Origin of the sequence: Listeria immobilis, assembly GCF_014322845.1 — a bacterium.
Classification (GTDB): Bacteria; Bacillota; Bacilli; order Lactobacillales; family Listeriaceae; genus Listeria; species Listeria immobilis.
In genome coordinates, this window is the sequence record NZ_JAASUA010000002.1 from 269482 (window position 1) to 292318 (window position 22837).

The window sequence follows — 22837 nt, forward strand, 5'->3', positions numbered from 1 at the left end:
CGAATGGAGGGACTAGCATGGATGTAAACCCACAATTTAAAAAAGGTGTATTAGAGCTATGTTGTTTATTTTTAATACAGAAAAAAGATTGTTATGGCTATGAGCTAGCAAATCAAGTTTCCAAATATATCGAGGTAGCAGAAGGTGCTATTTATCCTGTACTTAGAAGACTTGTTAAAGAAGAATATTGCTCGACCTATTTAGTTGAGTCAAATGAAGGACCATCAAGAAAATATTATCAGCTAACTGTAAAAGGTGAGATTTACTTAAATGAGCTTATCTCAGAATGGAATAATTTTACTGATAGTGTTGCCAAGCTTTTAACTGAGGGGGAAGCGGAAAATGAATAAACAAGATTTTCTAAATGAATTAAATCAACGTCTAGAATTGCTTGATTCGAAAGAGCGTAGGGAGTTGCTTTCAGATTATCAAGAGCACTTCAGAAATGGGCTAGAAGAGGGTAAAAGCGAGGAGCAAATTGTATTTGACCTTGGAACACCAGAAGAAATTGCAGCAGATATTTTAAATGAGCGCGATATTAAAGAGGAAAAAGTAGAGAACGATTACTATTATGTCCCAAGAAAAAATCAAACAGAAAATAGATCAACAGGAAGACAATTATTAATAGGTGTAGGTTTGTTTTTCTTAGATGTTTGTCTAATTATTCCCATCATAGTTTCGTTATGGGCTGTTTCGATCTCATTATGGGCAACGGTCGGCTCATTTTTCCTTACACCAATACTACTTGGAATAAGCCTATTATTTGGCATGGATTTTGAAATGTATCAAATATTTATTTCAATTGGTCTTGTCGGACTTGGATTAATGCTACTATTTGTTACAAGTTCACTATTTCAATTCACTAAAAAAGCAACAATTGGAATTATTCAATGGCATAAATTTGCAGTAAAGGGAGGCGGAAAAAATGCCTAAAAAACATTGGAGAAGCAAATTATTTTTCGCTGGTTTAGTATTATTTATTATTGGTGCAATCGGCGTTGGGTTTACAATGAAATCTGGAGCAATGATTGAAAAAGGCGAATCGTTGACGAAAACTTGGGATTTAGCGGAATCTGATATTAGTAAAATTACTTTTTCTTCCAATCGTGATACATTAATCGAATGGAAAAAAAGCACTAATGGAAAAAACTATGTAGAGCTTAGTGGAAATTATTCCAAAAAAGATAAAGAAGACATTGAAAAATTAAATGCCACATCATCTAATGGGACTTCTTTTGATTTAACTGTGCCAGAAGAAATGGTTTGGTTTAATTTTGGGAAAATATATGCATATGGAAAACAAACACTCACTGTCTATTTAACAGAAGATACAGAGCTAAGCGACTTACAACTAAAATCAGATTCTGGCGATATGACCGTTTCTAATTTCAAAGCTAATAATTTTGTAAGCTCAACAAGTTCAGGAGAATTAAAAGTAAATAAAATTGAAGCAGCTAGCGTAAAGGCATCATCAACCTCAGGGGATATTGATTTAGTTGACATAAAGGGTGATACAAACGTTGAAACGAACTCAGGTGAAACAAATATCACTCAAGTAACTGGGGATTTAACGGTAGATGGTAATTCAGGAGACGTAACGGTTTCAGGAGTGAAAGCAAAAAACACAAAAATCGCTATAGAGTCTGGCGAAATAGAGCTTGCTAATAGCGAAATTACGGATCTAGCCACATTAACTTCAAGCTCTGGAGATATTTCAACTCTTGATGTAAAAGGAAAAATGCAGGTGGAATCAAGCTCGGGTTCTGTTGAGTTAGAGCAACTTACAAGTAATCTAAACGTTAAAACAAGCTCTGGCGATATAGATGCTTCATTCATAAATGGTGCTAAAGACATTCAAGTAAATACAGGCTCAGGCGAAGTAGATTTAAAAGTACCTGCTAGCTATAAAGCCATTTATGAAGTAAATACAAGTTCTGGTTCAGTGAAAAAACCAACAAGTGATTCAAATACGAAAAATCGAGTTACCATTGACTCTAGTTCTGGTGATATTACAATCGAAAAATAATAAATTCTGTGCGCTAATTACTTTATTAGCGCATTTTTTTATGAAAAAGGGGTAAAGTCAGTTAAACTGTTTTATCAATTTGTGCAAGTGGAAGGAGAATAGGCGATGGACTTTCAGATTAGAAAAGCAACAAACACAGATGCTGAAGCCATTCAACATGTAGCAATCACTTCATGGCACCACACCTATCAAGAATTAATCCCAAGTGAAGTACAAGATGGTTTTTTAGACAAATTTTATAATGTTGAAACACTTCATAATCGTATTTCAGCGACACCTTTTGCAGTTTTAGAGCAAGGAGACAGCGTGATTGGATTCGCAAACTTTATTGAACTTGAAAAAGGAAAAAGTGAGCTCGCAGCATTTTATTTATTGCCAGAAGTAACGCAGCGAGGACTGGGCACTGAACTTTTAGAAGTAGGAATGACTTTGTTTCATGTGCCATTACCAATGTTTGTTAATGTGGAAAAAGGTAATGAAACAGCCATTCATTTTTATTTAGCAAAAGGGTTCATTATCGTGGAGGAATTTACGGAAGATTTTTATGGATATCCGCTAGAAACGATTCGAATGAACTTAAATCATCATGCTTTTGAAGAAGAATAAAAAAATGTCTATTCTAGTTGAATAAATCAATTGGAATAGACATTTTTTTATTTGGTTGCAGCTTTTCCACTGGCGCGATTTCCACCACGTAAGAAAAAGAAAATAATTGCTAAAATAGCCATAATACATCCACCAAGCACGGATATTCCTACAGAAATAAACATACCTGCAACTTGAATAATGCTAAGAATAATGACGGTAACGACAACCCCATAAGCAAATCCCCAAATAGTGAAGGTGAAATAGCTAGCCTTGTTACTAAAACCATAAAATATTTCGCCAAGTGTAGAGGCGACTAAAATAACAGGAGCAGCAAAGAGGATAGCAGAGAAAATGAGTTGTGGCGTGACATTTTCATAAAGAATAGTTTCAATTAAAAGTGCAGAAAAAATACCTAAAACAAAAATAGATAAGTAAGCCAAAATAAAACGCATAAAAAAACCTCCCAAAGTACACTATATTATAGCATAAATTAGATGGTTTGCTTAACAACTAGCCCAATTATCCTCTGAATGCTTTACTATACAAGTAATACCACGAATCAAGTTAAAAAGAAGAATAGTAACATTTAGAACAACAATAAAAAATACACTAGCTAATGACAAAAATGGAACTGTATCCGAACTATTAGTGCTAAACGATACATAATTATAAAGTAGAAAAGCAACAATCATTCCGATAACAAAGGTAGTATGTGTTAGAAGCGCCCATTTAGCATGATGTTTCATTTCTTTGCCTTTTATAGAGAAAAGAAGAATACTAGGAGTGATAATAGGACCAAAAAAAATACTAAAATAACATAAAGCGTACATTATTTTTTTATTAAGCATGTCACATCTAACCTTTCATTGGTTTATATCTATAGTATAGCGGGGAAATAAAAAAGAACCATCGAATTAGGTGACGATTTCCAAATGAAGCTGACAATTTTGTCATATAGGAAAAAACGCCCCTTCGAAAAAATCAAAGAGACGTTTGTTTATATAATTGATTTTAATGACCAAACTTTACTTCGCCATCGTCTATACATTAAAACTGCTCGAACACCCTCATCAATAATATAGGCGAGCCAAACACCCACAAGTCCAAGCCCAGCTGAAATTCCAAGTACATACGAAAACGGCAAACTAACAATCCACATTACAATTAGACCACATATGAATGGAAAACGAACATCTCCTGTAGAATTTAGACTACTGATAATAATGATATTAGTAGCACGCCCAAGTTCAAGGAAAATGGATAGTAAGAATAGCTCTTTTGTCATTGTAATAATTTCTGTATTTGTTGTAAATAATCGCATAATTGGCTCAGCAAAAAGATAAATGGAAATGCTGATAATCGTCGCAACGACTAAACCAATCTTCCAACTACGAAGACCTTGTTTGTAGGCTTTATCAATTTCTTTTGCTCCAACTGCTCGTCCAATAATGATTTGCGAGGCTTGACCTAGCGCAATGGCAAACAAGGCGACAAATTGACTAACTGTAGAGGCATAGACTTTTGTCGTTAGTGCTTCTGTTCCAAGTATGGCAATAATCGCTGTTACAACAAGCTGAGAACCAGCATAGGACAAGTTTTCGCCAGCAGATGGTAAACCAAGACGTAAAATCGAGAATAATAATTTTTTCGATACTTGTTCTAATTTTTTGAAATGGAAAGTATAGCCAATATATTTTCTTAACATTAAAATCGCAAGCACCATACCAATGAAATTAGCCACTGCTGTAGAGATTCCAACACCAGCTACACCATAGTTTAAATAGGCAAGTGGTCCATAAAGAAATAAGTAATTACCAACAACATTGATAATACTAATTGTTACCGGCACTAAAATGGACTGCCTAACATAACCATGCGCCCGAAGAATAGGCAAAATGGATGCATGGATCGCAATAACAACGGAACTCCCACCAATAATTTCTAAAAACGGAGCACCAACTTCAACTAAATGTGGCGCGATTCCCATCCAGGTAAGAAAGCTTTTTGACATAAAAATGAAAATAATACTCATAACAATCCCAATTAAGAAAGCTACTACTAAGCCATTTGTAATAACATTTTCAATTTCTTTATGTTTTCTAGCACCTATCATTTGAGCAACAATTATTTGGACACCAACACTTATAAATCCATAAATAATAATAGAAATAACAAGAATTTGATTGGCTACCCCAGTCGCAGCAACTGCATCATCAGAATAATGTCCTAACATAAAAACATCAATATAGCTAATCATCAGACGCAAAAATTGCTCTAAGAATATCGGCCAAGCAAGTGTAAAAAGGCTTAAACTGGCGACCTTTTGTACTGAACTCACATTTTCCCCTCCCTTCTTATCTATACACAATTAAAGCCATTATAAGACAATTAAAGTTAAAAGTATAGATTAATATTAAAATCCTTCAAGATATTGCTTGACAAAAAAATAATAAATCATATAATTAGTTAGGTAAACTAATCAAATAACAGAAAGAAGTGGAGAAATGTCTTCCGAAAATCAAGAATTGGGACACTCGGTTATCAAGGCTTTTATGAACTTTAAGCATGCCGAAATAAAGAGTTTTCAAATCCCAGGATATAGTAAATCCGAGACAAGATTTATTTTTATTTTATCACGTGGACTTAAAAGCCAAGGACCTAAAATTCGAGTTTCCGATCTTGGTCATATGCTTCGAATTTCCAAACCGAGCGTAACCCAAATGATACAATCGCTCGAAGGAAAGGGACTCATAAAACGTGTACAAAATCCAGATGACAAGCGTTCAATGTATGTAGAACTTACAGAACATGGCGCAGGTGTATCAAAAAAAATGTTGGATGCGTTCCAAACTAGTTTTGAAGATATGCAAGAATTTTTAGGAGAAGACGACATGAAAAAGTTAATAACCCTGCTAGAAAAACTAACAAATTACTTAAACACAAAATCCGAAAATAAGGAGGCGTAAACCGCAAATGATGAAATTAATGAAAAGATTAAAACCTTATTGGCTGAGTATTACAGTCGTATTAGTCCTTACTTTCGGGCAAGTTCTTGGTCAGCTTTATTTACCAACACTGATGTCTAATATTATTGACAAAGGGGTCGTAGAAGGAGATACCGCTTATATTTGGAGTACTGGAATGCGAATGTTACTCATATCCTTTGCGTCTGTTATTTTGTCAGTTATAGTTGTTTATCTTGCATCAAGAATTTCTATGGGATTTGGGAAAGATTTGCGAGATAAAATTTTTGCTAAAGTAGAGGATTTCTCTTTACAAGAGTTTGATAAAGTAGGAACTTCCTCACTAATTACTAGAACAACCAATGATGTTGTTCAAATTCAAAACGTACTATATATGATGATGCGATTAATGGTGATGGCACCAATTATGTTACTTGGTGGAATTATTATGGCGGTGGGACGTGATGCCAAATTATCGCTCATTTTTGTTGTAGTTCTTCCTTTATTACTTATTTTAGTTGTGGCTCTTGGAAGTAAAGCCATGCCAATGTTTAAGTCCCTTCAAAAGAAAATGGATAAATTAAACCGCGTTATTCGTGAAGGGTTGACGGGGATTCGGGTTGTACGCTCATTTAACCGTAATGAAGATGAGTTAGAAAAATTTGAAGATGCCAATGCCGATTATGCAAAAACGGCAATTAAGGTTAACCGATTGCTTTCTCTTATGAGTCCATTAATGATGTTACTAATGAACTTAACATCCATTGCCATTGTTTGGATTGGCTCCATGTTTATTGGAAATGGCGATATGGAAGTAGGGGACTTAATGGCGTTTATTCAATACGCAATGCAAATTATGATGTCCTTTATGATGTTATCAGCAGTATTTATCATGATTCCACGTGCTGGAGCTTCGGCAGAACGTATTAATGAAGTGCTAGATATGGAAGCGGAAATACTTAACCCAGCTAATCCAAAAACAACCACCCCCCCAGCAAAACTTTCTTTTGATAACGTTACTTTCCGTTATGAAGGTGCTGAAAAACCGGTTATTGAAAACATTAGCTTTGAAGCAAAAGCAGGAGAGACAGTGGCTATTATCGGAAGTACTGGTGCCGGTAAGTCTACTTTAATCAACATGATACCGCGTTTTTATGATGTTGAAAGTGGTGTTGTTAAAATAAATGGTATTGATGTGCGCGAAATGGATCAATCTAATTTGCGCCAAAAAATTGGACTTGTGCCGCAAAAAGCTGTGTTATTTACGGGAACAATTGCTTCTAATATGCGCTACGGAAAAGAAGATGCGACAGATGAAGAAATCTGGGAAGCACTTCGAACAGCTCAAGCAGAAAATTTTGTTTCTAAACAGTCAAATGGGCTTGATAGTCGCGTAGAACAAGGCGGTAATAACTTTTCTGGTGGACAAAAACAACGGCTCTCGATTGCTCGTTCTTTAATTAGAAAACCAGAGATTTATATATTTGATGATAGTTTCTCAGCACTTGATTTTAAAACGGATGCTAAACTTCGGGAAGCGCTTAAGAAAGAAACCACCGAAGCTGTTACACTTATTGTTGCACAACGAATTACCTCTGTCGTAAATTCTGACCAAATTATTGTGCTAAATGAAGGTAAAGTTGCAGGAATTGGCACACATGAAGAATTAAAAGAGAACAATCAGATTTATCAAGAAATCATGAGGTCACAGCTGTCAGAGGAGGAAATCGCATGAGTGCAGCAAAACAAGGCCCAGGTCCAGGCGGTGCGAGAATGCAAACCAACGCCAAACCGAAAAATTTTAAACAAACATTGTTCCGATTGCTTGGTTATATGAAACCTCGTTCGGTCGCAATAATCGTTGTATTTATCTTTGCAATTTTGTCTACGATATTTAATATTTTCAGCCCGAAAGAACTTGGGAAAGCAACGACGGAAATTTTTAAAGGTGTAATGAGTCAAGACGGCATTGACAACGATAAAATATTTAACATTCTGATGGTTGTTTTAGTACTCTATCTTGGAAGTTCGTTATTCAGTTTTATTCAACAATATGTGATGTCGAGTGTGGCACAGCGGACAGTTTATGATATGCGTAAAGATTTAAAAGCAAAAATGGCTCGTCTTCCACTGAAATATTATGATACTCGTTCAAACGGTGATATTTTAAGTCGTTCAGTTAATGACATGGATAACATCGCCAATACACTACAACAATCACTTACACAGGCAATTACAGCAATTGTCCAGATGATTGGTGTCCTGATTATGATGTTAACAATTAGTTGGCAAATGACGCTAATTGTACTTGTAACAGTGCCAATCAGTATTATTTTAGTAGCGATTATAGCTGGTAGATCACAACGCTACTTTGGGGCACAACAACGTAATTTAGGTATTTTAAATGATACTGTCGAAGAAACATATGGCGGTCAAACGATTATTAAAGCTTTCGGGCAAGAAAAGAAAACATTAGTTAAGTTTGATGAAGTAAATGAAGATTATTTTAAAGCGGCGAAAAAAGCGCAATTTATTTCCGGGATAATGATGCCAGTAATGCAATTTGTTGGAAACTTAGGTTACGTTGGTGTCTGTGTGGCCGGTGGTATTTTTGTCACAAATGGCACATTGCAAGTTGGGGATATTCAATCATTTACACAATATGTTCAACTATTTACCCAACCGATTTCCAGTGTTGCCAATATTGCTAACATCATTCAATCCACTATTGCTTCTGCGGAACGTGTTTTTGAAATGATGGATGAAGAAGAAGAAAAAGATGAAATTCCAGCAAATATTAATCAAGTTGCTGGCGAAGAAAATAGTATTGTTTTCGATCATGTGAAATTTGGTTATACACCGGATAAACCATTGATGACTGACTTGAATATTCATGTGGAAGAAGGTCAAATGGTTGCGATTGTTGGGCCAACTGGAGCAGGGAAAACCACTATTATTAACTTACTAATGCGTTTTTATGATGTCGATGGTGGCTCAATCCGAATGAAAGGTATTGATACACGAGACATGACAAAAGATGCCGTTCGTGAAAAATTCGGTATGGTACTACAAGATACTTGGTTATTCAACGGAACAATTGCTGAAAACATTGCATATGGACGAGATGGTGCAACGAAAGAAGAAGTGATTGGAGCTGCAAAAGCCGCTTATGCTGATGACTTTATCCGCAGACTTCCAGATGGTTATGATACTATTTTGAATGAAGAAGGATCAAATATTTCCCAAGGTCAAAAGCAACTGTTAACCATTGCACGGGCAATTTTGTCAGACCCATCCATCTTAATTCTAGATGAAGCTACTTCAAGTGTAGATACTCGTACAGAATTAAATATTCAATTAGCGATGGGAAATCTTATGGAAGGTCGTACAAGTTTTGTAATTGCACATCGACTTTCAACGATTCGTGATGCAGATTTAATTCTAGTTATGAATCATGGTAGTGTTATTGAACAAGGGACTCACCAAGATTTATTAGCTGAAAATGGATTTTATGCAGATCTTTATAATAGTCAATTTACTGGTGCTCAAGCAGTTTAATGGCAAAAAAACACCCTTTATGAAGTACTTTTACGGTACCTTATAAAGGGTGTTTTATACTTTATTTCTTATTTGGGGCTATTCCTTTAACAAGAACCTCCGTCCATTCAGCGGTATAAGGGAGAATTTTATCATAGAGTTTTGGATTGGAAATTCCTTCAACAAGTGCTTGGAAAAACAAAATTAAAAATTCATCCGAATATCTTAAATCTACTTTTCCTTCCTTTCGACCGCGATGAAATATATCTAGCATGATGTGAAAGCTTTCTTTTGTATATGCTTCCATAAGTAAAGAGAATTCTTGATCATTTTTCTTTGTGTAGTAGGCCATTAAGTCCAAATAAAATTGATGGTCAACCCGTTCTAAATAGCGGATTTTATTTTGACTCATCGCAATCAAAGTTTCTTCAAATGGTAGTTCTTCCGCCATAATTTCTTTTGCTGAATCTGCCATGTCTGTCATAAATTGCATAAAAACTTGATGAATCAAATTCTCTTTTTTATCAAAATACTTAAAAATAGTTGCTTTACTTATCCCAGACTGTTTTACAACCTCGTCAATAGTTAATCCGTCAGTCCCTTTTTTGGAATTCATTAAAGAAAAAGTGGTGGCTAAAATTTGTTTTCGTTTTTCTTCACTACGTTTTTCAAAGCCGTTCATTAGCATTCAACCTTTCATTAATATATTAAACTTTGTTATTATTTTTAGTTCAAAACTTCAATTGGTTATCCTTTTTAGTTCATTTAATAAACTAAAATAAAGAAAATAGTTGTGTAAAACCGTTAGAATTTCATTGACATAGGATTTAAAATAACATATTATTGATGTGAAATCGAAAAACAGTTTATAAAGTGGAATAGATGGGTAATTTTAAACCTAAGAAAGTTTATTTATTCTATTTTATCATTAAACCGAAAAAAGGAGTATCGAAATTATGACAGAAATTGTAAAAGTCGAACAGCTTCAAAAAAAGTTCGGTAAATTCCAAGCTCTATCCGATGTATCATTCACGGTAAATCCTGGTGAAGTTCTTGGGTTTATCGGACCAAATGGCGCAGGGAAATCCACTACAATTCGTGCGCTACTTGGAATTATTCACAGCGATGGAGGAAGCGCAGAGATTTTTGGTAAGGACGTTTGGAAAGACAGTCTGGAAATTCATAAGCGAATTTCCTATGTTCCTGGAGATGTAGCACTTTGGGGTAGCCTTACTGGTGGAGAAATTATTGATTTATTTATGAAACTACACGGAAATGGGGATAAAAGTCGCCGCGATGCACTTATTCAAAAATTTGAATTAGACCCAAAGAAAAAAGCAAAAAACTATTCTAAAGGAAACAGGCAAAAAGTAGGCTTGATTGCTGCACTTTCGGTGGAATCTGACCTGTATATTTTTGATGAGCCAACATCTGGTCTTGATCCATTAATGGAAGCTGTGTTTCAAGATGAAGTAGAAAAAATTAAGCAGTCTGGTAAAGCGATTATTTTATCCTCCCATATTTTAAGTGAAGTGGAACGACTTGCCGATAAAATTGCTATTATCCGACAAGGAAAAGTAGTGGAGACAGGTTCGCTTGCAGAATTGCGGCATTTAACACGTTCAACCATTACAGTTCAAACAAAGGGAGATGTTAACGCACTCAAAACAATCGATGGCGTACATGATTTTGTTCAAAAAGAGGATGAAGCAACTTTTTCTGCGGATAATACAGCAATGAATACTATTTTAGCAGAAGCCTCAAAACTCGGCGTTATGAAATTCGAGTCCGTTCCGCCAACACTTGAAGATCTGTTCATAAGACATTACGAAGCTTAGGCAGATTCGGAGGAGGGAAATTAATATGAATGAAAAATTTGCATGTTGGACGATTTTATTTGTCCAATATTTAAAACGAGATTGGAAGAAAATTATTTTTTGGGTAGGTGGACTTGGCTTGTTTTCTGGAGCTTTTGTTCCCGCTTTTGAGGAAATTGCAAAAGGAAACGGCTTAGTTGGAATGTATGAAACAATGCAGAACCCAGCGATGATTGCGATGGTTGGCCCAACGCCAGTTTCAAGCGCAGCAGATTATACGCTTGGTGCAATGTATTCGCATGAAATGTTACTTTTTTGTGGATTATTTGCTGCAGTTATTTCTATTCTGCATGTGGTTGGTCATACGCGAAAAGAGGAAGATTTGGGTTTGACTGAATTAGTTCGTTCATTCAGCGTTGGACGACAAGCAAACTCTTTTGCTGTTATAAAAGAGACTTTCTTAATTAATCTCTTGCTTGGTATTGCAACAGCTGCTATTTTGGCAAGTTTTGGAGCAGAAACAATTACCGTAGAAGGTTCCATTTTATTTGGACTTTCTATTACTGGTGCTGGTCTTTTAGGTGCTGCAATTGCGTTATTCTTTGCGCAAATCATGCCGGCATCTTCTGGCGCAACAGGTGCTTCACTCGCATTATTAGGATTACTTTATATTCTACGTGCGGGTACTGATACAGTAAATGTAGATTTATCCATGATTAATCCTATGGGGTGGACTTATCTTACCTATCCTTTCACTGAGAATAACTGGTTGCCGCTACTATATTTATTCCTTTTTGTTATCGTCTTAAGCATACTATCATTTGTGCTTGAAAGTGGACGAGATATGGGTGACGGTTATATTCCGCAACGAGAAGGTAGAGCGAATGCAAGAGCTAGTTTATTATCCGTTCGCGGGTTATTAACTAAATTAAGTAAAGGAATTACACTAGGTTGGTTAGTTGCTTTTATCGTTATGGGAGCAGCATATGGTTCAATTTATGGCGATATGCAATCATTTTTGGAAAGTAATGAGCTATTGAAGCAAATGTTTAGTAGTTCTAATATTTCGCTGGAAGAATCTTTCACTGGTACGATTATGATTGTACTTATTTCGCTATCAGCTATATTACCAATTGCAATTATGAATAGGCTTTTTTCAGAAGAAGTTCATGGTCGTTTTAGTCAGCTGTTTTCTACTAAAGTCTCTCGTGCTAAGTTTTACTGGACAAGCGTATTTTTAGCTACTTTTGCAGGAATTATAGCTATATTCTTTAGCGCCGGAAGTCTAGGTGGAGCTGCACTTGCTTCAATGGGTAGTAACTCGGATATGGATTTTGGCGACTTTATTGGCGCCGGTTTTAATTTCTTCCCAGTTATCCTGTTTTTCATTGGGCTTGCAGGTTTATTCTTAGGATGGCTTCCCAAACTCGGAAAAGTTGTCTATATTTATCTAGGTTACTCATTTATGCTGAATTATTTTGGAGGCATACTTGATTTACCAGACTGGTTCTCAAAAACAGCGGTTCAATATTGGTTACCACAACTTCCAGGAGAATCATTTGACTTACCAACATTTATTACAATTACAATAATATCTATCGTATTGCTTGTTTTAGGTTACATTGGTTATAAACGTCGTGATTTTGTGGAAGGAAATTAATTTTTCAACTAGTCAACTTTAAGGTTCTTTTTGAGCAGAAAATTTGTTTGATTTAAGATTAGACGATATGGTTAAAGGAGAACTTGTTGAAGAGGTGAAAAAAATGTATCAATCAATCACTGCTAATGACTTAGAGCAAGAATTAAAAGTCGGACCAATGAATATTTTAGATGTAAGGGATGCTGCTGATTTTCAAGTGGGACATATTCCAAATGCAATCAATATTCCAATAAGTGAATTAGCAGAGAAGTATAATGAACTAGATGAAGGAACAGCTTATACAGTGATTTGTTACGCTGGAGGACGCTCAGAACGCGCGAGTCAGTTCTTAGCCGCAGAGGGATTTAATGTCACAAATGTGATGGGCGGTATGGGAGCCTGGCGCGGTGAGGTTAGTAAATAAAAATCTTTTAACAAAGACTAAAACTTAATTAAAACGCTACAATAAAAAGTGAAAAGCAAGAATCATCATCTACTCCATTTTAAAAATGAATTAGATGAGATTCTTGTTTTTTTCTAGTTTCATAGTCTATCAGTGGAAAAACTACCCCTATGAAAGATACTGGACAGTTGTCAATAAAGTAGAATGAGGTCTTTCGAAATTATAAAATCCTACAATATATTTAAATGAATAAACACGACTACTTGAATGGTTGTAAAGAATCTACGGTTTAATTCTTCTTTTTTCAAAGGATTCAGTAATGATAGTATCCCACCGATTTCAAAAGTATAAGGAAATGATCTTTGACGGAAGTTCAATTTCATGGTAAATATTTTATAAATCTTCATAAATTCAAACTAAAAATGTTCAATTGACTCTTTAGGTTCTTGGTATTGTGTAGTAATCTATTCAAGATTTATAAAATTTGTTTAGAAAATAGGGTACTAAGATGGAAGTTTTCGTATTAATGAATAATTATGTGGACTTTCTATAAAGTAATAGGAGATGAGCGCTAAAAGTTTTTATTTGAAAATATTTTAATGGTAGAAGAAAGTGTTGAGGTAAAAGGGGAGGCTTTTTTACTGAATGTTATTACTTTAGATAGGAGGGTTGGGAATGAGTCAGACAGTTATTACTTATTTAATATTAGTTTTATCAGGGGGTTATGCAATTTCAACAATTATAAGAATAGTACGGGCAAAACGATATGAGGGAGGAAGTTTAATACGTCCTATTCGTTTGGTAGCTGCAATCATCGTGTTTCTTTTAGCATTATTTGCAGTAGTGACTAATCTTACGTATGATGAATTAATAATTAAAGTGGAGGATTGGCTACAATAACTTAAAAAAGAAGAGGCTAGTACTCGTAGTTAAATCTAAAATTTTTAGAGGTAAATTCATTATCATTTCAAAAAGGATATTTAATATCAAAAATCCATGTTTTAACAGATAAAAAGTAAAATATAGATTCATTTCTGTGAAGGCTCAAAAATAGGCTTCGTTAGAAAAACTAAAACTATGGGCTTATCATTTGCATTGCAGAATGAACTGTCACAAAAGGAGCTGTATGATAAATGTTTGGTCGAAAGAAAGTTGTTATACCAAAAGAATATGAACAATTTAATAACTTTCCAGCAGAAAAAGAAAAGTTGTTGTGTATTGGCGCTTCTACTACAGAGTGTAAATATAGAGTGGGAACGAAACTTGACGGTGCTAATAAAGTATTGAAACTATACTATCCGAAAAAAAATGGAGCAAAAGTAATGAAATATTGGTTACCGATGTTCGGTATAAATGATTCTTCCTCAGCTAACCAAGTTATTTCAGAATGGATCGAGGTAAATGATTATTATGGTGTAATCTCATCAGAGGATGAAGATAAAGTTGTTCGTGAAATTACTCGAACATGTCAAAAGAATGCTTATAAGGAAACAGATCTTCTAGCTTCAGCTGAAAAAATCAAAACATATGGTGCATTTGATTTGGAGAGACTTGGGTATATAGTTCGTGTTTGTTTTTCGCTAGATTTACTTAGTGAACAACAAGCGTGGGATTTCTTGGAACAGCTATGGGTGCAGGCAGAAATGCACTTTGATAACTGGGATGACTATATGGTTAGCTTTATCAATGGGCAAGAAGGTTTAAAAACAAACTGGTACAGTGATACACTTGCTTCTTACCTAGAATTAAAAAAAGATACAAGTAGTTTATTAAATCGATACCAACTATAAAATTAATAAAACAAGGAGATTATTATGAAGAAATTTTTAAGTTTATTGTCAGTGTTAGTATTAGCGGTGCTTGTAACAGCATGCGGAAATGATACAAGTAAAGAAAAAGTGGAAAAAGACACATATGTTGCAAAAATAGGCGGAGCGAACTTGGAAGCAACTTTCTCGCATGTTGGAGATAATTTAAGAAAAGTAGATCAAACAATGGTGTACCCAATGTCTTATCTTGGTTATGAAGATGGGGAAAAACTAGATGATGCGACGAAAAAACAACTCACAGAACAAGCAGAGTCGCAGTATCCTGAATATAAAGATGGCAAAGGAACTTCACTGAAAACAGAATTTACCGATGAAGGACTGAAAATGACTATGTCCGTTGATCTGTATAAAGCGGATAAAGATAAAATTAGTTCGCTGATTGGTGGAGGAACGGGTAACCCTAAAAAAATTAGTTATAAAAAGACTTTAGATGGTTTTAAAATACAAGGTTTCAAGAAAAAAGAATCTTGATATAACAGATTATCAATGTGGATGTCATGAAGGGATTAAATCACTTATCTTAAAAACAATGGCATAAAGATGGATAGAGCTGACTTCATCTTTGGAAGTAGTCAAAAGAGGACAGATATCTATCATTTGTAATTAAATTTTGTATACTTTTAAAAGATAGTTTGTACTTGAAAGTGGAGGTGAATAGATCCCTCCACTTTTTTAGTATGGAAATAACTTCCAGGTAATGGAACAATATTTCCTTGGAAAATATGTGAAAAATGAGCAATCATGCTATAATAAGGATAGTTTCAATAGTACAAGGAGAGGATACGATGACGGAAATCCAAAGTAATTTTTCTGCTGCTGCAAGATGTGCAGAGCAACTTGGCCAAGCTTCCGAAAAAGTAGCAATCGCTGGCGCTAGTTCTATTGTGCAAGCAGAAAAAACAACTATTTTAGGTAATCAAGAAGCTTTGACAACGAATCAAACGGTGCAGAAAATGGTCCTTCAATTTCAACAAGGATTAATCAAAGATATAGCACATGTTCAAAGTGTCGCAAAAGAATTTGAATATCAAGACGCGCAGCTGAAACAACTATTTGATTTTGCAAATTGAATATGGGGTGAATGGGATGGCAGAAACAGAGAAAAAATTAGCAGAAATGCAACAACAATTACGGGTAATCAATGAACAACAAGAAACAAATGAGCAAGATCGAAGAAGCTTAGAAAGAAAAGAACAGTACTACCATGAGTTTCGGTTTCGACAAGCGAACCTTTTTAAAAGATTGGATCAATTCTGGTATAGAGACAGAGAAATGAATGCTTTCTTAGATAATCATTACCAGGATTTACGACACATGGATCAACGAGTTATTCATGATTTAGAAGAACAAACAGAGCAATTGCAAAAAAACAAAAGGCAACTAGCAGATAAAGAAGATGAATGCCTGCACCAGCGCCTGACATTATCCACGGAGGTGCAATAATGGGCATAGATATGTACTTAGGAGAAGTAGAAAGTCAAACTACTAGCGTGGAAACTTTCTGTCAATTGACCATTGCTGGTATGGAAGATGTTATTCGAGCGATAGATATGTTTAATTTGGAGCCATCTTTACAAGGAAAGACCTATGCAAGTGCGAAACGTTATTTTATGGAAACATATCGAGTTTTGGCAGAAGGAATGATTTTGCTTTGCCAAGACTTACAGGAACCAAACAAACAATTAACGACCAATTTTCAAGCAGAAGTAGCGAATACGGATGTTATCGAAGAAGAATTAGTTCAGCAAATAGAAGAAATGGAACGGCTGCAAGCAGGTTTAAAAGATATGCTTGATCAGTTGCCGTTATTGAAGCCGATGGATGCCATCTATACGATGTGTAAAAAGAAATTAGTGACAAAATTAGAAAATTTACGATTGTTTCATCAAACATCAGCGACTTATTTTGACCCTGTCATCCAACAAGCGAAAAATCTCCAAGTAGGATTAACCGAAGTTTTACAACATACAGGTTTTAACGCCTCAAGTGGAACATTCAGTACAATGGGAATGAATATGTCCTGGGTTGCTTCCATCGAGAAGGCATGGACGGCTGACCAAAAGAAAAAACAAGAAGCAGCCGAAGAGGCACTTATTAAAGAGTATGAAGGAAGTATGCCATTGTCTTACAAATACATGCCAAAAGGAACGTATGCTGGGTTTGTGATAAAAGATGGTAAACTAGATACAGAAGCTACCTTAAAAAGGGTAGACGAGCAAGTGGAGCTGAACAAGGAAACGAATGCGAATTGGTTAAATATTTTTGATATTGTTACTCCAGCGATAGACCTTGTTCGTTTTCTTACTGGCATGGAACCAACAACTGGGGAAAAAATACCCAATAAAGAACGGTTCCTAGCAGCAGGCTTTATTGTTATCCCTTTTGTAAAAGTTGCCAAGCTGGAGAAATTCGCCAAATTAGTGCGTAATAATAAAGCCTTTAAGTTTACCTACGAAGGGTATGATGAAATCTTTCATTTAAGTAAAACGGAGCATGTAGGTAAATTGAGAGGTGAAGCAATCAAGCTGGATGGTGTGATGGAAAAAACAATTATTTACACGAAAAGATTTTCTAGTGAAGCTAAAGTATTAAGAAAAGAGTTTAATTCAGGTACAAAGAAAAATTACTTATTGAAACTTGCAAGTGATGATGAATATATAAAACAACTAAAAGCAGCAGGCTTAAAAGACATAGATATTCAAAGAATGAAGAAAGGATTTAACCCAGATGGATATGATGTCCATCATAAGCTGCCTTTAGATGATTCTGGTACTAATCAATTTGATAACTTGATTTTAGTGAAAAAAGATCCTTATCACAAAATACTAACTAATTCTCAAATGGAATTTTCAAGAAAGATGAAAGCTGGTGAGTCAGTTAAAGTGAAATTTCCTGTGCCTAAGGGAATAATTTATCCTAAATAAAAAAGACGGGTGTGTTAATAAATAATGGAGTATTATATAAGTCAAATACGTACTATTGAACAAGAATTTGGAAATAAAATTCCTAATCCTATTAGTAAAATGGAGTACGAAAATATTTTAGATTGGTTGAAAGAAAACTTTGGTTTTGACGAATTTAATGATTATTACAATTTTCTGTCACAAGTTAATGGTCTGTCATTTAATGGTTTATATTTATATGGATTTCAGCCTGAACATCCTAATATAGATTTAATAAATTCAAATATAATATGGAGAGAACATAATTGGACTAAGAAATTTTTATTCTTGGGAGATGATGAAATATCTTTTTATGTCTGGAATTCAGAAGAAGAGTCTTTTCAGATTCTGGATAAACCGGGCGGTGATGTAATGGAAGAATATGAAAATTTAACTGAAATGTTTGAGGAGGCATTGAAGATAGCGATACCATAAATATATAAGTAGAATACTAGATTGTTTTTCCGGAGATGGTGAATAAATTTGGCTACTATGAATACTATTTCAAAACGTGAATCATAGTCAATAAAATAGACAGAAAAAATATTTTTAGCGGGACTGTCAATAAATTTCTTCTTTTAGATTTGGAGAAAGCATATCAATTATTGAGTGCCATCTTAGAGATATTAAAAGTTAAGTTATGGTGAAATAAAGCAAATATATTCCTAAGGGAAGTCAAATTAATTATTTTCAATCAAAAACCAGAAACGAAAATCCAATTTACACGATTTTCGCTTCTGGTTTTTATTTTTCAAGACTTATATTCCAAGTACTTTTTCTAATCAATTATGTGTTCTTTTACGGAAAAATAAAACAGCAGTACCTGTGAAAATGATACCAATTAAAATAACGAATGCTTGGTTGGTATCCCCTGTAGTTGGTAAAGCATTTTTTGATTTAGGGGAAGGATCATTTTTAGTAGTGGAGGAAGTTCCGTTAGAGCTGACGTTGTAAGTAGCGGGTGATTCACTACTGTCACTGCTATAGACCGTATCGTCTCCTCCGCTAGGTGTTGAATCTGGGTTAGGTGTTGGACTTGGGTCTGGATCAGGTGTTGGATCTGGATTAGGCGGTGTTGGTGGTGTATTACCTTCCGCAACTGTTACTAAAACTTTGATTGGATCAGCCTCTACGCCATCAGCGCTAAATGCATGTAAAGTTACTTCATACGTACCAACTTTTGTTAAATCCACAACAGTGTCAAAATCACTAGTTATCACACTTCCATCACTCGTTTTAGCAGAAATATCATTTAAAAATTGTTCTGCTGTTTTGGTTGTATCAACAGTGTAAGTGATGGACTCATCTGCTGTGATGACGGGTTTAGCAAGAATTGTAACAGCTACAGTCGTTGGTGTTGCCTGTAAACCTGCACCATTCTCAGCATTAAGTGTAACCGTATATACACCAGGGCTATTAAAATCAACAACGCTATCAAAATCACTAGTAACAGGGGTGCCATCATCAGTCTCTGCATGAACATCTGTTAAAAATTGTTCCTCGGTAACACTAGTGCCTTCCGTATAGCTTATTGTTGGATCATTTGTAATCGTTAAAGAATGATCAATGTCAAAATAATGATCATATGTTCCAGCAGAAATATAGTAAGTATCAAAATTTGGAGGAGTAGCATAACTTCCACCTGGATTATTATAAGTAGCGTTATACTCCATCTTAGTAATAGAATCAAAATATTCTTTTGTAATGCCATTAACAGTTACACCAGTATTATCAATGCTTAAGCGAGTTCCTGGGATTTGCACTTCATTTAAAGTGAAATAAGTATTAGAACTACTTGTAGATGTCGAAAATGGAATTATATCACCATTGAAATTTATGGAACGTTCGGTCATCAATGTAAATGGAACAAAAAGAGTTTGATTTGCTTCATTATAATTTAATGCGGAACTTTTGATAGAACTATTGATTAAAACAGTTCGACCAACATTTTGTCCATAAGCATAAAGGTTTTTCAATTTTGGAAAAGTATCAATACCTCTAAAGTCATTTATACCACAAAATTGAACGTGTAAGGAATTTAAGTTTGGTAATGATTTAAGCGAAGAGATGTCCGTAATTGAGTAATTTTGATCTAAATTTAATGTAGTTAAATTAGGTAGGTTATTTATTTTAGTTAAGGCATCATTATCTAGGTTTGCTGGGCTAATATTTAAGCCTGCTAATTTTTGTAAGTTAGAAAGGTCTGGTATAGAGTCAGAAGTAACATTACTCCCAGCCAGATAGATATTCTCTACATTGGATAAATTAGCGATTAAAGAGAAATCGGTAACCAGCGTATTACTTAGGCGCAGCGTTCTTAAATTGTGCGCATAATCAATTCCTGTTATATCCGCCACATTTCCCCCGGTTATAGAAATATCTGTGATGGTATCCATTTGTGCTTCTGTAATGTCATTAGAACTAGGTTGACCTAAAAGTCCATTTAAATAACTTTTAAATGCAGGGTCGGGGATATTGACTACATCCTGGGCTGCTTGTACGTTAGCATTTTCTTCTGCAGAAACATTAATAGCTAATGGAGCAAAGAGAAGTAAGCCAACTAAAAGAGTGCATAAACCAATTTTCATTCTAAGCTTTATCATTAAATTGTTTTCCTCCTTTAAAAATGAATGCACTAATAGATATTAGCATATATTATCTCTTAACCATTCCTTTTTATGAGAATTATAAACAAATAAACGAGTAAATTGTGTCTAAAATGTTAACGATTAGGATTTTTTGTATAAAAAAATAAGAACCGCCAACGAATGTGTTCATTGACGGTTCTTATTTTCTAGAATTTTTGAGCTAATTCTGCGGCTTCTTTAGCTCCGGCAGAAATAATATCTTTTGCTTGATCAGGTTTTGCATTATGACCTTCCACGATAACCATTTCTGGTTCAGAGATGCCAAAGTGGGAAAGTACATTTTTTACATAATTGACAGACATTTCAAAGCTTTGCAATGGACCATCTGAATAAATACCACCACGTGCATTTAGCAAAGCGATTTTTTTGTCACCAACAAGGCCAATAGGACCATTTGCAGTATATTTAAATGTTTTTCCTGCTTGGTTTAAATAAAATAAGTAAGTTAAAAATTGAGCGGGAATACTGAAATTCCAAAGTGGGAAAGCCATAACGATTTTGTCAGCAGCTAAAAATTGGTCTAAGTATCCATTTGCAATATCAGCTAAGCGTTTTTCTTCAGCAGTAAGTGCTTCACCAGCAACTTCTTTATGTAACCCATTCATCATTGTTACATCATAATAAGGTAGATCAGCTTCAAATAAATCTAATTCAGTTACTTGATCGTCTGGGTGTGATTTTTTGTATTCCTTTAAGAAAATTTCATAAAGTGCCACGCTGACTGAGCGTTCGGCAGGTAAACCATTTGCTTTGATGAAAAGAACATTTGTCATTACAATCTTGCCTCCATTTAGTTAAGTATTCATTAAGTGTAGCGTAAATAGAAGGATAACAGCAAATAATATGCTTACAAAAAATTAGTTACTAGTATAAGCGAGCAAATTCTTTGTGGTTTAGATAATGAAGTGTATAATAGTTGATATATCATTTGACGTATCAACTATGGAGGTGAAAGATACTGAAACCATGTACAGAAAGATCTGAATTACTTTATCGAATGCACCTGTTATCCAAAGAAATTAGCCATGTCTTTGAAACGCAAACAAATAAAAGCTTCACCAAAGTAGAGATTTTATTTCACATTAAACAAACACCCGGACAGAGTCAAAATAAGTTAAAAGAAAGTTTATACATTGATTCGGCAAGTATTACAAGGCATTTAAAGCGTATGGAAGATGAAGGGCTAATTACCCGTGAAAAGAAAAAAGATAACAAACGCTATACGTATTTATTTTTAACCGCAAATGGAGAACTAGAATTGGCTTCTTTATTAGCAGAAAAAGAAAAATTTCAAAATGAGGCATTGGCAGGTTTTTCAGAAGAAGAAGTCGCTTTATGGTTAAAGTCGGTCACAAAAATGATGAATAATATAGAGAAAATGGAGGAGAAGTAAAATGAAAGCAGTAGTAATCGAAAATTATGGTGGTAAGGAAGTATTAAAAGAAAAAGAAGTAGCTATGCCTAAACCTGGTGAGAAACAAGTTATCATTAAAGAAAGCGCCACTTCGATTAATCCGATTGATTGGAAACTCCGGGAGGGTTACTTAAAACAGATGATGGACTGGGAATTCCCAATTATTTTAGGATGGGATGTAGCTGGTGTCATTTCAGAGGTAGGTGAAGGTGTGACAGATTGGCAAGTTGGTGATAAGGTGTTTGCTCGCCCAGAAACCACACGATTTGGAACATATGCAGAATATACTGCGGTAGATGATCATTTGCTAGCAAAACTTCCTAATGGTATTAGTTTTGAAGAAGCTGCATCAGTACCACTTGCTGGCTTAACTGCGTGGCAAGCACTATTTGACCATGCAAAACTTCAAAAAGGAGAAAAAGTGTTGATTCATGCTGGAGCTGGCGGTGTTGGAACATTTGCTATTCAACTGGCGAAACATGCTGGAGCAGAAGTAATAACAACTGCGAGTGCTAAAAATCATGAATTATTAAAATCACTTGGGGCAGATCAAGTGATTGATTATAAAGAAGTTAACTTTAAAGATATTCTTTCTGATATTGATGTTGTTTTTGACACTATGGGCGGACAAATCGAAACAGATAGTTATGATGTTCTAAAAGCAGACACTGGACGTTTAGTAAGTATAGTCGGCATTTCTAACGAGGAACGAGCGAAAGAGAAAAATATTACTGCTAGTGGTATTTGGCTTCAACCAAATGGTGAACAATTGAAAGAGTTAGCTAAGTTACTAGAAAATAAAACGATAAAAGCAATTATTGGAAAAACATTTCCATTCTCTGAAAAAGGTGTGTTTGACGCACACGCATTAAGCGAAACGCATCATGCAGTTGGAAAAATAGTTATTTCATTTGATAAATAAAATTTGCTAATAACGATTAGCTTATAAAACTATATAAACAAAAGTTGATCTGCTTCATTAAACTTAATAACGAAAAGGCAAATCATAATGGAGACAAGCTTAAAAAAAT

25 protein-coding genes are annotated in these 22837 nt (G+C 34.8%); 19 read left to right on the plus strand and 6 right to left on the minus strand.

What is annotated here, in order from left to right; all coding sequences use genetic code 11:
* Positions 1–17 precede the first annotated feature (17 nt).
* The 4 genes from HCJ45_RS04175 (at position 18) to HCJ45_RS04190 (ending at position 2632) form a co-directional block, all read left to right on the plus strand.
* Positions 18–350, plus strand: a complete 333-nt coding sequence (locus HCJ45_RS04175) for a PadR family transcriptional regulator (protein WP_185344690.1) — start codon at positions 18–20, stop codon at positions 348–350.
* On the plus strand, positions 343–933 hold the full coding sequence (locus HCJ45_RS04180) for an HAAS signaling domain-containing protein (protein WP_187124140.1): 591 nt from the start codon (positions 343–345) through the stop codon (positions 931–933). Before HCJ45_RS04175 ends, HCJ45_RS04180 begins: the two co-directional genes overlap by 8 nt.
* The gene (locus HCJ45_RS04185) at positions 926–2026 is read left to right on the plus strand and encodes a DUF4097 family beta strand repeat-containing protein (protein WP_187124141.1); all 1101 of its coding nucleotides are present in this window, start codon (positions 926–928) and stop codon (positions 2024–2026) included. The genes HCJ45_RS04180 and HCJ45_RS04185 overlap by 8 nt, the downstream gene beginning before the upstream one ends.
* 105 nt (positions 2027–2131) lie before the next feature.
* Positions 2132–2632, plus strand: a complete 501-nt coding sequence (locus HCJ45_RS04190) for a GNAT family N-acetyltransferase (RefSeq protein ID WP_185344696.1) — start codon at positions 2132–2134, stop codon at positions 2630–2632.
* A 47-nt stretch (positions 2633–2679) separates the two neighbouring features.
* Here HCJ45_RS04190 and HCJ45_RS04195 read toward each other — a convergent pair whose 3' ends face one another.
* From HCJ45_RS04195 to HCJ45_RS04205, 3 genes are all read right to left on the minus strand, one after another.
* Entirely contained in the window at positions 2680–3066 is a 387-nt protein-coding gene (locus HCJ45_RS04195; RefSeq protein WP_185344698.1) for a hypothetical protein, read from the minus strand.
* 51 nt (positions 3067–3117) lie between these two features.
* Positions 3118–3462: a magnetosome magnetite crystal formation protein family gene (locus tag HCJ45_RS04200; protein WP_187124142.1), complete on the minus strand. Its 345-nt coding sequence runs from the start codon at positions 3460–3462 to the stop codon at positions 3118–3120.
* 149 nt (positions 3463–3611) lie between these two features.
* Positions 3612–4952, minus strand: a complete 1341-nt coding sequence (locus HCJ45_RS04205) for an MATE family efflux transporter (protein ID WP_187124143.1) — start codon at positions 4950–4952, stop codon at positions 3612–3614.
* Positions 4953–5118: 166 nt separating this feature from the next.
* On the opposite strand from HCJ45_RS04205, the gene HCJ45_RS04210 reads away from it, so the two are divergent.
* Genes HCJ45_RS04210 through HCJ45_RS04220 form a run of 3 tightly spaced genes read left to right on the plus strand, consistent with a single transcriptional unit; the run spans position 5119 to position 9135 of the window.
* The gene (locus tag HCJ45_RS04210) at positions 5119–5580 is read left to right on the plus strand and encodes a MarR family winged helix-turn-helix transcriptional regulator (RefSeq protein ID WP_185344704.1); all 462 of its coding nucleotides are present in this window, start codon (positions 5119–5121) and stop codon (positions 5578–5580) included.
* 7 nt (positions 5581–5587) lie between these two features.
* A complete protein-coding gene (locus HCJ45_RS04215) occupies positions 5588–7312 on the plus strand; it encodes an ABC transporter ATP-binding protein (RefSeq protein WP_187124144.1) in 1725 nt (574 codons plus the stop codon).
* Entirely contained in the window at positions 7309–9135 is a 1827-nt protein-coding gene (locus HCJ45_RS04220) for an ABC transporter ATP-binding protein (protein WP_185344707.1), read from the plus strand. The genes HCJ45_RS04215 and HCJ45_RS04220 overlap by 4 nt, the downstream gene beginning before the upstream one ends.
* 61 nt (positions 9136–9196) lie before the next feature.
* Here HCJ45_RS04220 and HCJ45_RS04225 read toward each other — a convergent pair whose 3' ends face one another.
* Complete coding sequence (locus HCJ45_RS04225; RefSeq protein ID WP_185344710.1) at positions 9197–9796, minus strand: TetR/AcrR family transcriptional regulator; 600 nt, start codon at positions 9794–9796, stop codon at positions 9197–9199.
* Positions 9797–10070: 274 nt separating this feature from the next.
* Between HCJ45_RS04225 and HCJ45_RS04230 the strand changes: the two genes are divergently transcribed.
* From HCJ45_RS04230 to HCJ45_RS04275, 10 genes are all read left to right on the plus strand, one after another.
* On the plus strand, positions 10071–10952 hold the full coding sequence (locus tag HCJ45_RS04230) for an ABC transporter ATP-binding protein (RefSeq protein ID WP_187124145.1): 882 nt from the start codon (positions 10071–10073) through the stop codon (positions 10950–10952).
* 25 nt (positions 10953–10977) lie between these two features.
* On the plus strand, positions 10978–12591 hold the full coding sequence (locus tag HCJ45_RS04235; protein WP_187124146.1) for an ABC transporter permease: 1614 nt from the start codon (positions 10978–10980) through the stop codon (positions 12589–12591).
* Positions 12592–12694: 103 nt separating this feature from the next.
* Positions 12695–12994, plus strand: a complete 300-nt coding sequence (locus tag HCJ45_RS04240) for a rhodanese-like domain-containing protein (RefSeq protein ID WP_187124207.1) — start codon at positions 12695–12697, stop codon at positions 12992–12994.
* 654 nt (positions 12995–13648) lie between these two features.
* On the plus strand, positions 13649–13873 hold the full coding sequence (locus HCJ45_RS04245; protein ID WP_187124147.1) for a hypothetical protein: 225 nt from the start codon (positions 13649–13651) through the stop codon (positions 13871–13873).
* 233 nt (positions 13874–14106) lie between these two features.
* Positions 14107–14763 carry a DUF1266 domain-containing protein gene (locus tag HCJ45_RS04250; protein WP_187124148.1) on the plus strand — a complete coding sequence of 219 codons (657 nt, stop codon included), beginning with the start codon at positions 14107–14109 and terminating at the stop codon, positions 14761–14763.
* Between the two features lie 24 nt (positions 14764–14787).
* Complete coding sequence (locus HCJ45_RS04255) at positions 14788–15273, plus strand: DUF1307 domain-containing protein (RefSeq protein ID WP_187124149.1); 486 nt, start codon at positions 14788–14790, stop codon at positions 15271–15273.
* Positions 15274–15587: 314 nt separating this feature from the next.
* A complete protein-coding gene (locus HCJ45_RS04260) occupies positions 15588–15872 on the plus strand; it encodes a TIGR04197 family type VII secretion effector (protein ID WP_187124150.1) in 285 nt (94 codons plus the stop codon).
* A 16-nt stretch (positions 15873–15888) separates the two neighbouring features.
* On the plus strand, positions 15889–16245 hold the full coding sequence (locus HCJ45_RS04265; RefSeq protein ID WP_187124151.1) for a DUF3958 family protein: 357 nt from the start codon (positions 15889–15891) through the stop codon (positions 16243–16245).
* A complete protein-coding gene (locus HCJ45_RS04270) occupies positions 16245–17726 on the plus strand; it encodes a pre-toxin TG domain-containing protein (RefSeq protein ID WP_187124152.1) in 1482 nt (493 codons plus the stop codon). The genes HCJ45_RS04265 and HCJ45_RS04270 overlap by 1 nt, the downstream gene beginning before the upstream one ends.
* Before the next feature lie 24 nt (positions 17727–17750).
* Positions 17751–18179 (plus strand): YrhA family protein, encoded by a 429-nt coding sequence (locus HCJ45_RS04275; protein WP_187124153.1) that lies wholly within the window; start codon positions 17751–17753, stop codon positions 18177–18179.
* 347 nt (positions 18180–18526) lie between these two features.
* Here the strand turns inward: HCJ45_RS04275 and HCJ45_RS04280 are convergent, their stop codons facing one another.
* Together HCJ45_RS04280 and HCJ45_RS04285 are read right to left on the minus strand one after the other, a co-directional pair.
* Positions 18527–20347 carry a LapB repeat-containing protein gene (locus HCJ45_RS04280; RefSeq protein WP_187124154.1) on the minus strand — a complete coding sequence of 607 codons (1821 nt, stop codon included), beginning with the start codon at positions 20345–20347 and terminating at the stop codon, positions 18527–18529.
* Positions 20348–20538: 191 nt separating this feature from the next.
* Positions 20539–21165: an FMN-dependent NADH-azoreductase gene (locus HCJ45_RS04285; protein WP_187124155.1), complete on the minus strand. Its 627-nt coding sequence runs from the start codon at positions 21163–21165 to the stop codon at positions 20539–20541.
* A gap of 224 nt (positions 21166–21389) precedes the next feature.
* Between HCJ45_RS04285 and HCJ45_RS04290 the strand changes: the two genes are divergently transcribed.
* Both HCJ45_RS04290 and HCJ45_RS04295 read left to right on the plus strand, forming a co-directional pair.
* Positions 21390–21785, plus strand: coding sequence for a MarR family winged helix-turn-helix transcriptional regulator (locus HCJ45_RS04290; RefSeq protein WP_187124156.1), 396 nt, complete (start codon positions 21390–21392; stop codon positions 21783–21785).
* A gap of 1 nt (position 21786) precedes the next feature.
* Positions 21787–22728: an NADP-dependent oxidoreductase gene (locus HCJ45_RS04295; protein ID WP_185344724.1), complete on the plus strand. Its 942-nt coding sequence runs from the start codon at positions 21787–21789 to the stop codon at positions 22726–22728.
* The last annotated feature ends 109 nt before the right edge of the window (positions 22729–22837 follow it).